The organism is Pseudomonas sp. GNP012, from assembly GCF_054343835.1.
This window is the reverse complement of the sequence record NZ_JBTGUU010000001.1, coordinates 3084609-3097632: the sequence shown is the minus strand read 5'-3', so window position 1 is coordinate 3097632 and position 13024 is coordinate 3084609. Positions and strand designations below refer to the sequence as shown.

The window sequence follows — 13024 nt, the reverse complement described above, 5'->3', positions numbered from 1 at the left end:
GTCGACATGTTGTTTGAATGATGGACCGCTTTCGCGAGCAAGCCCGCTCCCACATTGGCCTGAGTACACCTGAGCCATATAAAAACAATTATTCGAGCGCCCGGACCACCGGGTGCCAGAGGTCTACTCGATGTCAAAGCCTGCAACCACTGTTGCCGCTGTTCAGGGTTCGAACGCGGGTTCAAAAAGCCAAAGCGACAAGGGAAGTCGTTATTTCCAACTGATGCTGTTGGTGCTCGCCGCCGGTGCGATCTATCCGATCCTGTACCTGCGCCAGGTCTACCAGACCACCATGCTCGAAGTGTTCCAGATCAGCCACAGCGAGCTGGGCTACCTGTACTCGATGCTCGGCACGATCTTCCTGCTCTCGTATTTGCCCAGCGGCTGGCTGGCGGATCGCATTGCACCACGCTTCCTGATTTTCTTCTCGCTGGTGGCCACCGGCGCCCTGGGCCTGTGGTACTCCACCGCGCCGTCGATGACCGGTTTGATGATCATCTTCGGTTGCTGGGGCCTGACCACCGGTTTGACCTTCTGGGCCTCGGTGCTCAAGCGGGTGAAGATGATTGCCCATCACACCGAGCAGGGTCGGTTCTTCGGCATCCTCGACGGCGGTCGCGGTCTGGTCGAAGCCCTGCTGGCAACCGTCGCCCTGGCGCTGTTCGCCTTCGCCACCGAAACCCGTGGCGAGTCGGTGGCCGAAGGCTTCAAGCACGTGGTCTACCTGTATTCCTTCACCTGTATCGCCATCGGCTGCGTGCTGGTGCTGATCAAGGACCCGAAGGCCATGGAAGACACGCCGGCGGTGGAGAAAGGCAAGTTCAACCTGCTCAGCGACCTGACCACGTTGGTGAAAATCCCTGAACTGTGGCTGGTCACCGCCATTGTGTTCTGCGGTTACCACATCTTCTGGGCCACCTACAGTTTCTCCGATTACCTGCAGGGCGGCGGTATGACTGCGGTCATGGCCGGCACCATCACCACCATCAAGCTCTGGATGCGTCCCATCGGCGGCATCGGCGGCGGCTGGCTGGGTGACAAGTTCTCCAATATTTCGGTACTGGTCGTCGCGTTGTTCCTCGCTTCCCTGGCGATGATCGGCCTGATCGTGTTCCCGGCCCTCAACAGCCTCGGCCTGCTGATCGGCACGGTGATTTTCATCGGCCTGATGACCTACGCCATTCGCGGGCTGTACTGGGCGATTCTCGACACCTGCAACATTCCGCTGCGCATCACCGGCCTGGCCATCGGCATCGTCTCGGTGGTGGGTTACCTGCCGGATGCCTTCATTCCCTTGATCAACGGCTACCTCACCGAGCATTTCCCCGGTGCCTTTGGCTACAAGCTGTATTTCGGCTACATCGCGTTCGTCGGCCTGCTCGGGACCCTGGCGGCCCTCACGCTGCGTGCGCGCATCAATCGTAAAACCATGAATAAGAAGACAGGTGCCTGAGATGAAAATCGTCGCCCTTGAAACCCATATCGTTGCCGTTCCACCACCGCACATCGGCGGGATGTACTGGCTGTTCGTCAAGATCAAGACCGACTGCGGCATCGAAGGCGTCGGCGAAATCTACGCAGCGACCTTCGGCCCCAAGGCCATGCTGCCGATCATCGAAGACGTGTTCGAGCGCTACCTGCTGAACCAGGACCCGCACCACATCGAACGCTTTTTCCGCCAGGCCTATTCGAGCGGCTTCACCCAGCGCCCGGACCTGACCATGATGGGTGTGGTCAGCGGTCTGGAGATGGCCTGCTGGGACATCATCGGCAAGGCGGCGAACAAACCGGTCTACGAGTTGCTCGGTGGCAAGGTCCACGAAAAACTGCGCTCCTACACCTACCTGTACCCGGTCAACAGCAAGGGTGAGTACGACTACGACGACCCGGACCTGGCCGCCGAGTGCGCCATCGAAAACATGAACAAAGGCTTCACCGCCGTGAAGTTCGACCCGGCCGGGCCGTACACCGCGTACTCCGGTCACCAGATTTCCCTGGAAGTGCTGGAGCGCTGCGAAACCTTCTGCCGCAAGATCCGCGAAGCGGTGGGCGACAAGTGCGACCTGCTGTTCGGCACCCACGGGCAGATGGTGCCGTCCTCGGCCATTCGCCTGGCCAAGCGTCTGGAGAAGTACGACCCACTGTGGTTCGAAGAGCCAGTGCCGCCAGGCCAGGAAGATGCGATGGCGCAAGTCGCGGCCAAGACCAGCATCCCGATCGCCACCGGTGAACGCCTGACCACCAAGTACGAATTCTTCAAGCTGCTGCAGGCCGGCGGCGCGTCGATCCTGCAAATGAACGTTGCACGCTGCGGCGGCCTGCTGGAAGCGAAGAAGATCGCGAGCATGGCCGAGGCGTATTACGCGCAGATCGCCCCGCACCTCTACAACGGGCCGATTGGCGCGGCGGCGAGCTTCCAGTTGGCGACTTGCACGCCGAACTTCCTGATCCAGGAAAGCATCATGACCTGGGGTGGTTTCCATGCCGAAGTCCTGACCAAACCCTTGCAGTGGGAGGACGGCTACATCATCCCGTCCACCGAGCCGGGCCTTGGCGTGGAACTGAACATGGACGTGGTGCGCAAGCATTCGCCGTACACCGGTGAGCGGTTGCACCTGCAAATGGCGCCGACTCCGGCGGATGTCAAAGACACTTCGCCGGCCAGGGGCTGACGGGAGACTTTTGTAGGAGCGAGCTTGCTCGCGATGATCGTCAACGATAACGCTGGGGGCCTGATACCCCGCGGTGTTCTCAGGTTCATCGCGAGCAAGCTCGCTCCTACAGGGCTCTACCCATTCCGGCTTTTTTTGTACAACGACTTACGCGGTAACCGTGCATGACATACGACTACATCATCGCTGGCGCCGGCGCAGCAGGCTGCGTTCTGGCCAATCGCCTCTCGGCTTCCGGGAAACACACGGTGCTGCTGCTGGAAGCGGGCGGGAAAGACTCGTCCTTCTGGTTCAAGATCCCGGTCGGCTTCGCCAAGATGTATTACAACCCGACCTTCAACTGGATGTACTACAGCCGCCCGCAAAAGCAACTGAACAACCGTGAGATCTATGCCCCACGCGGCAAGGTGCAGGGTGGTTCGGGCTCGATCAACGCGATGGTCTACGTGCGTGGACAGGCCCATGACTTCGATGACTGGGCGGCCAACGGCAACGACGGCTGGGGCTTCAAGGACGTGCTGCCGTACTTTCGCAAGCTGGAAAACCACCCGCTGGGTGACAGCGATTACCACGGCGGCAGCGGCCCGATCAGCATCACCCCGATGAAGGGCCAGACCCATCCGATCTGTGATGTGTTCCTCAAGGGCTGCGACGAACTGGGCTACCCTATCAGCGACGACTTCAATGGTCCGAAATTCGAAGGTGCGGGCATCTATGACGTCAACACCCGCGACGGCCAACGCTGCTCCAGCAGCTTCGCCCATTTGCATCCGGCATTGAGCCGGCCGAACCTGACGGTCGAGCATTTTGCCCTGGTGGACCGGGTACTGTTCGACGACCGGCAACGTGCCACCGGGGTCTCCATCACCCAGCACGGCGTGGTGCGCACTTTCAGCGCCAACAAGGAAGTGATCCTCTGCGCCGGTGCCGTGGACACGCCGAAGATCCTGCAACTGTCCGGCGTGGCCGATCAGGCGCTGCTGGCCAGACACAACATCCCGCTGGTCAAGCACCTGCCGGCGGTGGGGCAGAATCTGCAGGACCACCTGTGCGCAAGTTACTACTACAAGGCCAACATCCCGACGCTGAACGACCAGCTCAGTTCGCTGTTCGGCCAGTTCAAACTGGGCCTGAAGTACCTGTTTACCCGCAAGGGCGCGCTGGCGATGAGTGTGAACCAGGCCGGCGGGTTCTTCCGTGGCGACGCGCAGCAGACCAACCCGAATTTGCAGTTGTACTTCAACCCGCTGTCGTACCAGATCCCGAAGAACAACAAGGCCAGTCTCAAGCCGGAGCCGTACTCAGGCTTCCTGTTGTGCTTCAACCCGTGCCGGCCGACCAGTCGCGGGCATATCGAAATCGCCTCGAAAAACCCGCGGGATGCGGCGCTGATCGACCCCAATTACCTGAGCACCCAGAAGGACATCGACGAGGTGATCCAGGGCAGCCGCCTGATGCGCAAGATCATGCAGGCGCCGGCGCTCAAGGGCATCACCGTCGAAGAGGTGTTGCCCGGACCGGTGGTCGAAACCGACGAGCAGATGCTGCAGTACTTCCGCGAAAACAGCGGCTCGATCTACCACTTGTGCGGTTCCTGCGCCATGGGCCCGGACGAGCAGAAGTCGGTGGTGGACAAACGCCTCAAGGTCCACGGGCTGGACGGATTGCGCATCGTCGATGCGTCGATTTTCCCCAACGTGACGTCGGGCAACACCCACGCCGCCGTGTTGATGGTGGCGGAAAAGGGCGCCGACCTGATCCTGCAGGACGCGTGATGCCGGTCACCTGGCTGTATCAAAAATGAATTTCCGCGGTCTGCGCTGCTCATACCTTTAGGCAGCGGATCCAATTCCGCGAAATCATTGAGGCAATCAGGGAGCGGCACGGTCATGAGTCGAGTACCGACGGCGGGCGGACATCGTCCTGACGGGTTGATCCTGGTAGTTGAGGACGACCCGTTGATCCTGGAGTTTCTCTGCGAGATTCTCCAGGAGGAAGGTTTTGTCGTCGAGCCGCAAATCAGTGCGGACGCGGCAGTCATCTATCTGGAGCAGCATGCGCCGCAGGTGCACATGCTGCTGACAGACATCACCATGCCCGGCACGCTCAATGGCGCGGACCTGGCCAACCAGTTCGGCGATCGTTGGCCGGACAAGCCGATCATGATCATGTCCGGTTTCGAAACCCCTGAAAGCTCAGGTGTGCGGCACGCGGTCTCGTTCATCAAGAAACCCTGGATGATCGGTGGGCTGCTCGATTGTGTGGGCCAGACCTTCAAGTCCAAACGACTCAACTGAGCCGTTCGCAGATGCTACATTGCCGGGCAAATCCGTCCGGCAGCTGCGAGGTTCCTTTCCTTGTCCGATCACCCTGTATTCAACTCGACTTACCGTGCCTTTCTGTTCGACATGGACGGCACCGTCCTGACGTCCATTGCCGCTGCCGAGCGGGTCTGGACCACCTGGGCCGTGCGCCATGGTGTCGATGTCGAGTCCTTCCTGCCGACCATTCACGGCGCCCGCGCCATCGACACCATCAGGCGCCTGGGCTTGCCCGGTGTGGATGCCGAGGCCGAAGCCGCGTGGATCACCGAAGCGGAAATCGACGACGTCGAGGGGGTATTCGAAGTGGCTGGCGCGGCGAAATTCCTGCGGTCCTTGCCGGCCAGGCAGTGGGCCATCGTCACCTCCGCCCCACGGGAACTGGCGCTGCGGCGGATGGCGGAGGCGGGGATTCCCGAGCCTGCCGTGATGATCACAGCCGAGGATGTGACTGCCGGCAAACCGGACCCTGCGGGTTACCGACTCGCGGCCCGGCGCCTGGGTGTGGAGCCTGGGCAGTGCCTGGTTTTTGAAGATGCCACGGTGGGGATTCTGGCGGCTGAAGCGGCGGGGGCGGATTTGGTTATTGTCACGGCGACCCATGAGCAGCCGATCGAGACGTTGCATGGGACGTTGGTCGGGTATGACAGGGTTGCCGCGAGCGTGGATGCCGACGGTCTGATTCGTTTGCAGCTTTTGTGAACGACACATTTCCCCTGTGGGAGCGGGCTTGCTCGCGAAAGCGGCGTATCAGTCAACATTGATAGCGACTGACACTATGCCTTCGCGAGCAAGCCCGCTCCCACAGGGTCCTGCGTTGCTTCAGTAAAGTCCCGGCACCAACCGCCAGGTGCGGGCGCAATAGGCTTCGTATTCGCTGCCGAACTGCGCCCTGAGCAAGGCTTCTTCCGATTGAATCCGGGCGATCAGCGGGATCAGGGTCAACGCCGCCAGCAGCAGGCCGACACTTGAGCGAAACGCCAGCGCCCAGCCCACGGCGATGATCATCATCCCCAGGTAACTGGGGTTGCGCAGGCGCCGGTAAATGCCCTCGGTGACCAGTCGATGCCCCGGCTGGATCGCCACCAGCCCGCTGAAGCGCTTGCCCAGCACAAACACCGGCCACAACCGCAGCGCGCCGCCCGCGATAAACAACAGTGCCCCGAGCCAGCGCACGCCTTCACCTCCAAACGTCCAGAAGTCGATGCGGTCGGTATAGGCCGGCACAAAGCCGCTGAGCACGCCGATCACGCCGAAGACCGCGAGGACCCAGCGATTGCCCCGGTCTTCGCGTTCTCCCGAACTCAGGTTGGCCTCGGTGAACAGCGATGCGACGGCCATGATCAGGGTGGCCAGGGCAACGACGACCAGTGAGCCGTGGCTGAAGAAAGCCGCGAAACCGCCCAGCCCCCAGATCGCCAGGGCTAGGTAGGCGAGGGTGCTTACGACGGCGAAAAACGCCAGTTTGGCCGAGATTTTCATGGCGCCTCCAAAAAGACCTCCGCTATGTTCAGTGTAGATACCGAGGGTTCCCACCTCAGCGAGGTAGCAATCAAATCACCTCTGCTCGCGCATTGCGCCGGATCACCTGGGGTGGTTGTCCGAAGACCCGCAGGAAGGTTTCGCGCATGCGTCGGCGGTCAGTGAGCCCGGTTTCCAGGGCGATCTGGTCGAGGGTCAGGCGTCCGCGCTCGAGCAACTGTCGCGCGGCTTCCAGACGCAGGTTCTCGATGGCCTTGGCCGGTGATTGTCCGGTTTCGGCGCGAAACGCCCGGCTGAATTGCCGGGGGCTGAGGCTGGCCACTTGTGCCAGTTGCTCCACCGAAAGGGGCTGGGCGAGGTGTTCCCGGGCGTAGCCGAGCACGGTCTGGATGCGGTCGGATTTCGGCGCCAGTTCCAGCAGCGCCGAATGCTGCGACTGGCCGCCGGCACGGCGGTGGTACATCACCAGTTTCTGCGCCACGGCCCGGGCCAGCTCGGCGCCGTGGTCCTTTTCCACCATGGCCAGTGCGAGGTCGATACCCGCGGTCATGCCGGCCGAAGTCCAGATCGAACCGTCGATCACGTAGATGCGATCAGCCTCGACCTTGATCGCCGGAAATCGCGCCTGCAGTTCCCGGGCGTAGGCCCAGTGGGTGGTGGCCCGCCGTCCGTCGAGCAAGCCGGCCTGGGCCATGACGAACGCCCCGGAGCAGATCGACGCGGTGCGGCGCGCGCTGTGGATGCTGGCTTTCAGGTACTCCAGCACGGCCTCGGGCGCCTGTTCGACGATCGAGTCGCCGCCGACCACGATGACGGTGTCGAACACGCGCCCGTCGAAGGCCTCGGTGCAAACGCTCAAGCCACCCGAGGCGCGCAGGGTGTGACCGTTTTCCGACAGCACGCGCACGTCATACAGGGTCTGTGCGGCGCTGAAATTGGCGTATTCGAACACCGGCATGGCGGCCAGCGCCATGGACTGGAAACCCTCGAAAACCACGAACGCCACGCTGATCATCGGCCTGTCCTCAAACGGTATGTCCGAAAAACGTACTTTAAACGTCATTTGAGACGGGCGTAAGTCCCTTTATAACGGACGGCACCCGGCGAATCTCTCGCCTTACCCTTGAGGAATTGCACCATGGCTCTCTCATCCAAAGGCACTGCACTGATCACCGGCGCTTCTTCGGGCATCGGCGCGGTGTATGCCGACCGCCTGGCCCGCCAGGGTTACGACCTGATCCTGGTGGCCCGCAGCCGGGGCAGACTCAATGCCCTGGCCAAGCATTTGAGCGACCAGACCGGGCGCACCGTGGAGGTGGTGGTCGCCGACCTGACGAACAAGGCGGATTCGCTGCGGGTCGAACAGATCCTGCGCAACGACGCCAGCATCACCTTGCTGGTCAACAACGCCGGGGTCGGTGGCGTCATGCCGCTGCTGGCCAGTCCCGTGGACGACATGGAAGCGATGGTCAGCCTCAACGTGACGGCGTTGATGCGCCTGGCCTACGCCGCTGTACCCGGTTTCGTTGCCCGGGGCGCCGGCACCCTGGTCAATATCGCCTCCATCGTCGCCATCGCCCCGGAAATCCTCAACGGCGTGTACGGCGGGACCAAGGCGTTTGTCCTGGCCCTGAGCCAGTCGATGCAGCATGAACTGGCGGATAAAGGCGTACGCGTCCAGGCGGTGTTGCCGGGGGCGACTGCCACCGATTTCTGGAGCGAGGCCGGCAACCCGGTGGAAAATCTGCCGCAGGAGATCGTAATGTCCGCCGAAGACATGGTCGATGCCGCGCTCGCTGGTCTGGCGGCCGGTGAGACAGTGACCATCCCGGGCCTGCACGATGGCAGCCAGTGGGATCGTTACGAAGCCCAGCGCAAGACGCTGTCCGGGTTGTTTGGCAATTGCGTGGCGGCGCCGCGTTATCGCTGAGACGGCACCCCGACCGGGTGAACTAAACTTGCATGAGAGGACCGTTCACCGCTGGCTCGTCGACCTGTTCGGCGAGCCGGTGGCGTGTAACAGGAACCGACATGCTTCACATCCGCACGCCTTTGATTCTGCACCCTGGCCTCTCGACCCCGACCCGCCGTATCTGGCTGAAACTGGAAAACCTGCAACCTGGCGGCTCGTTCAAAATACGCGGCATCGGATTGCTGTGCAGCCGGGCGGCGCAGCAGGGCAAGCGCAAGGTGGTCTGTCCCTCCGGCGGAAACGCGGGACTGGCCACGGCCATGGCCGCGGCCTGCCTGGGGCTCAAGGCCTGCATCGTGGTGCCGCATACCACCCCGCACAGCACCCGGGCGCGGATCAGCAAGACCGGCGCCGAGGTGATCGAGCACGGCAAAGTCTGGGACGAAGCCAATCAATGGGCCCGGGAACTTGCCCAGGACCCACGCAGCGAATTCGTGCCGGCCTTCGACCACCCGGTGTTGTGGGAAGGGCACAGCACCATGGTCGATGAAATCCTTGCCGACTGCCCGCCAGTGGATGTGCTGGTGGCATCGGTGGGCGGCGGGGGCTTGCTGGCCGGGTTGCTCACCGGCCTGATTCGTCATCGGCACACCGATTGCCGCATCGTCGCCTGCGAAACCGAAGGCGCGGCGTCATTCGCCGCGGCGGTGGCGGCCGGGCACCCGGTCAGACTGCCGAAAATCGACACGGTTGCCACGTCCCTGGGCGCCGCGCAAGTGGCCGCCTGGCCGGTCAGGCACATCGGCGATTTCCCCTATGAGTGCGTGGTGCTCAGTGATGATGAGGCGATCATGGGCGTGGTGCGTTACGCCAATGATTTGCGTCAGCTGGTCGAGCCGGCGTGCGGCGTTTCATTGGCGATCGCCTACCTGGATCACCCGGCGATTGCCGACGCCCATGACGTGGTGATCGTGGTGTGTGGCGGGGTGAGTATCAACGCGCAGCTCGTGGCCGGGTGGGCACGCATGTCCACTGGCACGCACGCGAGGCAGGGCTGGAAACGCTATCCCGGTGTCACAAGCCCCACCGCTGGCGATGACGGTCTTCAGTGATCGGCGCCAACACCTTCCTGGACGAGGATGGCGCGGGCCAGGTCTTCGTCGCTTGCGTTGTTGAGGGCGGGATTGTCCTGACGGATCTTTTTCAGCACCGACTCCAGATAAGCACCACGAATCGCACCGCCGCTGGCGATGAAGCTGGAGGCGTCATCCCGGGCGGGAATCATGAGTTTGTGGTCTTTGAACGTTGAGTACAGCGATGCGGAAACCCCGGCGGAAGTGGCGACGTCACCGGCATCCACTTTGGCCAGAGCCGAGCCTGCGGGTAAACAAAGTACCAGTGCAGAGATGATAAATATGCGGCGCATGACGGTGTCCTCCGACAGCATTAAGCATAAGGGATGTACCACATAGTTTAGGATACGTGGCAGTCGACGAGAGTTCCGTGAGGAGGGCTCTGAGGCGTCGCCGGTGAGAGCAGGTGTAGGAGGCAGGGTCGTTGAGCGTGGATATTCACACCGTGGTGATCGGAGCCGGAGTCGTCGGGTTGGCGGTGGCCAGGCAGCTGGCCATGAGCGGGCGGGACGTGCTGGTGGTCGAGGCTGGAGGGGGTATTGGCACGGGCATCAGTTCGCGTAATTCAGAAGTGATTCACGCCGGCATCTATTACCCGGGCGGCAGCCTCAAGGCGCGGTTGTGCGTGGAGGGCAAGCAGCGTCTCTACACCTATTGCGATGAGCACGGTGTCGATTACCGGCGCGTGGGCAAGCTGATCGTGGCCACCGACGAACTGCAGCACGCGGCTTTGCAGCGCCTGTTGCAGCAGGGGCGTGTCAATGGTGTCGATGACCTGCAATGGCTGGATGGCCCGCAGGCCCGGGAGCTTGAGCCGGCGTTGTCCTGCGTCGCGGCACTGTGGTCGCCCTCTACCGGCATCGTCGATTCCCACGGGCTGATGCTGGCACTTCAGGGCGACGCCGAGCGGTTCGGTGCGACGCTGGCCTTGCACACGCCGTTGTTGTCGGCCCTGTGCATCGACCAGGGCTTCGAGTTGCACATGGGCGGCAGCCAACCCATGACCCTGCGCTGCCGCGAAGTGATCAACTGCGCGGGGCTGTCCGCTCCCCAAGTGGCGCGCACTATCGTCGGCCTGCCAGCACAGTTCGTGCCCCAGGCGCATTGGTGCAAGGGCAGTTATTTCAGTCTCAGCGGCCGGGCACCCTTTCGGCACCTGGTGTATCCGGCCCCGGAGAGCGCCGGACTGGGCGTGCACATGACACTCGACCTGGGCGGCCAGGCGCGCTTCGGGCCGGATGTCGAATGGGTCGAGCACATTGATTACCGCGTAGAACCCCGCCGGGCCGAGGGCTTCTATCAGGCGATCCGCCGTTATTGGCCGGGGTTGCCGGACAACAGCCTGCAACCGGCCTACAGCGGCATTCGCCCGAAAATCAGCGGGCCGACCGAGCCGGCCGCCGATTTTCTCGTCAGCGGATGCGCCGAACATGGCGTGCCGGGGCTGGTGAATCTGTTCGGCATCGAATCACCGGGGCTGACCAGTTGCCTGGCGCTTGCCGGGCACGTGGTGAAACGCCTCGACGACCGATGATCGGTGTTGGCCCTGCCTTGCGGGCATCGGGTCTATGCTAGGGAGTGCGCTTACTGCCATCGGAGAACTCTGATGATCACCGTACGCACTGCCTGCCTGCTGGCCGATTACAAACGCTGGGCCAATCAGCGTCTGTTTGACAGCCTTGCGGCGCTTCCTCCGGGCGAAGTCAAAAAACAACGGGTGTCGGTGTTCAACAACATGATCGGCACCCTCAATCATGTCTACGTGGTGGATTGCATCTGGCGGGCGCATCTTGAAGGCCGGGGACATGGCTTCAAGACCTCGCACGATCTGCTGCATGCCGACCTGTCGGAACTGCGCCAGGCGCAAAAAGAGATCGATCACTGGTACTGCGACTGGAGCGCCCGGCAAACCGATGCCTCCCTGGACAGGCCTGTGGAGTTCACCTTTGTCTCGGGCGAAAGCGGCACCATGAGCGCCGGCGCGATGCTGATGCATGTGGTCAACCACGCCAGCTACCACCGCGGCTGGGTGGTGCAGATGTACTTCGAGATTCCGGCCATGCCACCGGTGACCGACATGCCGGTGTACCTGCGCGAATCCGAGCCGGTGCTCCTGCAGTCGATCAATGCCCCGACGGTGGCGCCGCCATGTGCTGTGCAATTTTCGAACGCAACCAGCGTTCTGCCGGATCGTTATCGCTGACCCCGTTCCAGACCATCGACAGTTCGGACAGGTTGATCTCAAAGGGCGCATCGTCCGCCCGTAACTGGCTGCTGCCTTCGATCAGCGCGCTGGCCGCGTAATCCGGTACGGTGGCGAGCATGTCAGTACCCGCCAGCAAGGCCCGCAAGCCCGCGAACTGTGGCACCGCCAGCACCACCCGCCGCGAACGGCCGATGCGGGCCAGGTCATTGTCGATGGCACCGCTCAGATCCCCGGAAAACGACACCAGTGCGTGAGGACGTTCGCAGAACTCGTCGAGGGTCAGCGGGCCGGGACGGTCATCGCCGCGCAGGATCTTCACACTCAGGTCGCGCAGTTTCTTGCGCTTGGCGTTGGCCGGCAATTCCGTGGTGTAGCTGATACCGACGGAAATCTCGCCGCTGGCCAGCATCGACGACATCAGCAGGAAATTCACCCGGCGCACCACCACCACAACGTTCTGCGCCTCTTCGCGAATCTGCTTGAGCAGCGGCGGAAAGAGCCCGAATTCGGCGTCGTCGGACAGGCCGATACGAAACACCTCGCGACTGGTGGAGGGCTCGAAATCCTTGGCCCGGCTGACCGCCCCGGAAATGGTGTCCATCGCCGGCTGCAACTCCTTGAGAATCTGCAACGCCCGCGGGGTCGGCTCCAGGGTTCGACCGTTGCGCACCAGCAACGGGTCGTCGAACAGATCGCGCAACTTGGCCAGTGATGCACTGACAGCGGGTTGACCGAGGAACAGCTTTTCCCCGGCCCGGGTCAGGTTCTTCTCGAACATCAGGGTTTCGAAAATCACCAGCAGGTTCATGTCCACGCGGCGCAGGTCGTTGCGATTCATGGTGATGGCTCGGTGGGGGTGGGTTTTTTCAGTAAAGCAGCAAACCCTGCGGAATCTAGCGTTCGCTGAATACCTGTGGGAGCGAGCTTGCTCGCGATTGCGGTGCATCAGGCACATCATCGTTTACTGATGCTCCCTCATTGCGAGCAAGCTCGCTCCCACACGTTCGGTGCTTTACTCAGGCGGATCAAGTCGATCCAGCGCCCGGTTCACCGCTTGCGCGAGGAAGGCGTGATCAAGGGCTGGGGCCTGGGGGTGAACAAGGTCGAACCCTGCGAGCTGACCCTTGATCTGAGCGAAGCGCAGCCGGGCGGTTTTCTGCTGGCCGGTCGCTACACTCTTCCGGACCATGATCGCGCCTTGCAGCGTTTTGATGGGCGCCGCCCTGGCGCAGCAAGTCGAAATCGTTGTCGGCGGTGATTCCCGCTGCTTTCTGGCAGGCGTTGCGTGAGGCGAAGCT

At 62.4% G+C, this 13024-nt stretch carries 13 protein-coding genes and 1 pseudogene; 10 read left to right on the top strand and 4 right to left on the bottom strand.

From position 1 onward, the window contains the following. Nucleotides 1-130: 130 nt before the first annotated feature. From ACXX83_RS13825 to ACXX83_RS13805, 5 genes are all read left to right on the top strand, one after another. The gene (locus tag ACXX83_RS13825) at nucleotides 131-1453 is read left to right on the top strand and encodes an MFS transporter (RefSeq protein WP_458548801.1); all 1323 of its coding nucleotides are present in this window, start codon (nucleotides 131-133) and stop codon (nucleotides 1451-1453) included. Between the two features lies 1 nt (nucleotide 1454). Next, on the top strand, nucleotides 1455-2672 hold the full coding sequence (locus ACXX83_RS13820; protein ID WP_102701959.1) for a mandelate racemase/muconate lactonizing enzyme family protein: 1218 nt from the start codon (nucleotides 1455-1457) through the stop codon (nucleotides 2670-2672). 164 nt (nucleotides 2673-2836) lie between these two features. Beyond that, nucleotides 2837-4447 carry a GMC family oxidoreductase gene (locus ACXX83_RS13815; RefSeq protein ID WP_458548798.1) on the top strand — a complete coding sequence of 537 codons (1611 nt, stop codon included), beginning with the start codon at nucleotides 2837-2839 and terminating at the stop codon, nucleotides 4445-4447. Nucleotides 4448-4561: 114 nt separating this feature from the next. Beyond that, the gene (locus ACXX83_RS13810; RefSeq protein ID WP_126046293.1) at nucleotides 4562-4969 is read left to right on the top strand and encodes a response regulator; all 408 of its coding nucleotides are present in this window, start codon (nucleotides 4562-4564) and stop codon (nucleotides 4967-4969) included. Between the two features lie 60 nt (nucleotides 4970-5029). Then, nucleotides 5030-5695, top strand: coding sequence for an HAD-IA family hydrolase (locus tag ACXX83_RS13805; RefSeq protein WP_458548796.1), 666 nt, complete (start codon nucleotides 5030-5032; stop codon nucleotides 5693-5695). A gap of 120 nt (nucleotides 5696-5815) precedes the next feature. Here the strand turns inward: ACXX83_RS13805 and ACXX83_RS13800 are convergent, their stop codons facing one another. Then, complete coding sequence (locus tag ACXX83_RS13800; RefSeq protein ID WP_458548794.1) at nucleotides 5816-6475, bottom strand: methyltransferase family protein; 660 nt, start codon at nucleotides 6473-6475, stop codon at nucleotides 5816-5818. Nucleotides 6476-6545: 70 nt separating this feature from the next. Then, nucleotides 6546-7490, bottom strand: a complete 945-nt coding sequence (locus ACXX83_RS13795; RefSeq protein WP_458548792.1) for a GlxA family transcriptional regulator — start codon at nucleotides 7488-7490, stop codon at nucleotides 6546-6548. Nucleotides 7491-7613: 123 nt separating this feature from the next. Here ACXX83_RS13795 and ACXX83_RS13790 point away from each other — a divergent pair, with 123 nt between their 5' ends. After that, on the top strand, nucleotides 7614-8405 hold the full coding sequence (locus tag ACXX83_RS13790) for an SDR family NAD(P)-dependent oxidoreductase (protein ID WP_458548790.1): 792 nt from the start codon (nucleotides 7614-7616) through the stop codon (nucleotides 8403-8405). A gap of 101 nt (nucleotides 8406-8506) precedes the next feature. Continuing rightward, nucleotides 8507-9499, top strand: coding sequence for a pyridoxal-phosphate dependent enzyme (locus tag ACXX83_RS13785; RefSeq protein WP_258681627.1), 993 nt, complete (start codon nucleotides 8507-8509; stop codon nucleotides 9497-9499). Here ACXX83_RS13785 and ACXX83_RS13780 read toward each other — a convergent pair. Then, complete coding sequence (locus ACXX83_RS13780) at nucleotides 9493-9813, bottom strand: DUF2388 domain-containing protein (RefSeq protein ID WP_015094489.1); 321 nt, start codon at nucleotides 9811-9813, stop codon at nucleotides 9493-9495. The genes ACXX83_RS13785 and ACXX83_RS13780 overlap by 7 nt on opposite strands. 131 nt (nucleotides 9814-9944) lie before the next feature. Here ACXX83_RS13780 and ACXX83_RS13775 point away from each other — a divergent pair, with 131 nt between their 5' ends. Continuing rightward, the gene (locus ACXX83_RS13775; RefSeq protein ID WP_458548789.1) at nucleotides 9945-11054 is read left to right on the top strand and encodes an NAD(P)/FAD-dependent oxidoreductase; all 1110 of its coding nucleotides are present in this window, start codon (nucleotides 9945-9947) and stop codon (nucleotides 11052-11054) included. A gap of 72 nt (nucleotides 11055-11126) precedes the next feature. Beyond that, entirely contained in the window at nucleotides 11127-11723 is a 597-nt protein-coding gene (locus ACXX83_RS13770; protein ID WP_258681625.1) for a DinB family protein, read from the top strand. On the opposite strand, the gene ACXX83_RS13765 is transcribed toward ACXX83_RS13770, so the two are convergent. After that, nucleotides 11644-12564, bottom strand: coding sequence for a LysR family transcriptional regulator (locus tag ACXX83_RS13765; protein WP_015094492.1), 921 nt, complete (start codon nucleotides 12562-12564; stop codon nucleotides 11644-11646). The genes ACXX83_RS13770 and ACXX83_RS13765 overlap by 80 nt on opposite strands. 132 nt (nucleotides 12565-12696) lie before the next feature. Between ACXX83_RS13765 and ACXX83_RS13760 the strand changes: the two are divergent. Continuing rightward, nucleotides 12697-13012: pseudogene (locus ACXX83_RS13760) on the top strand (hypothetical protein); the annotation flags it as partial. Nucleotides 13013-13024 lie beyond the last annotated feature (12 nt).

What these genes read in the sequence shown, in the direction of transcription:
- ACXX83_RS13800 (WP_458548794.1), bottom strand. Translation starts at nt 6,475, where the DNA reads ATGAAAATCTCGGCCAAACTGGCGTTTTTCGCCGTCGTAAGCACCCTC.
- ACXX83_RS13825 (WP_458548801.1), top strand. Translation starts at nt 131, where the DNA reads ATGTCAAAGCCTGCAACCACTGTTGCCGCTGTTCAGGGTTCGAACGCG.
- ACXX83_RS13785 (WP_258681627.1), top strand. Translation starts at nt 8,507, where the DNA reads ATGCTTCACATCCGCACGCCTTTGATTCTGCACCCTGGCCTCTCGACC.
- ACXX83_RS13820 (WP_102701959.1), top strand. Translation starts at nt 1,455, where the DNA reads ATGAAAATCGTCGCCCTTGAAACCCATATCGTTGCCGTTCCACCACCG.
- ACXX83_RS13770 (WP_258681625.1), top strand. Translation starts at nt 11,127, where the DNA reads ATGATCACCGTACGCACTGCCTGCCTGCTGGCCGATTACAAACGCTGG.
- ACXX83_RS13780 (WP_015094489.1), bottom strand. Translation starts at nt 9,813, where the DNA reads ATGCGCCGCATATTTATCATCTCTGCACTGGTACTTTGTTTACCCGCA.
- ACXX83_RS13795 (WP_458548792.1), bottom strand. Translation starts at nt 7,490, where the DNA reads ATGATCAGCGTGGCGTTCGTGGTTTTCGAGGGTTTCCAGTCCATGGCG.
- ACXX83_RS13765 (WP_015094492.1), bottom strand. Translation starts at nt 12,564, where the DNA reads ATGAATCGCAACGACCTGCGCCGCGTGGACATGAACCTGCTGGTGATT.
- ACXX83_RS13790 (WP_458548790.1), top strand. Translation starts at nt 7,614, where the DNA reads ATGGCTCTCTCATCCAAAGGCACTGCACTGATCACCGGCGCTTCTTCG.
- ACXX83_RS13815 (WP_458548798.1), top strand. Translation starts at nt 2,837, where the DNA reads ATGACATACGACTACATCATCGCTGGCGCCGGCGCAGCAGGCTGCGTT.
- ACXX83_RS13810 (WP_126046293.1), top strand. Translation starts at nt 4,562, where the DNA reads ATGAGTCGAGTACCGACGGCGGGCGGACATCGTCCTGACGGGTTGATC.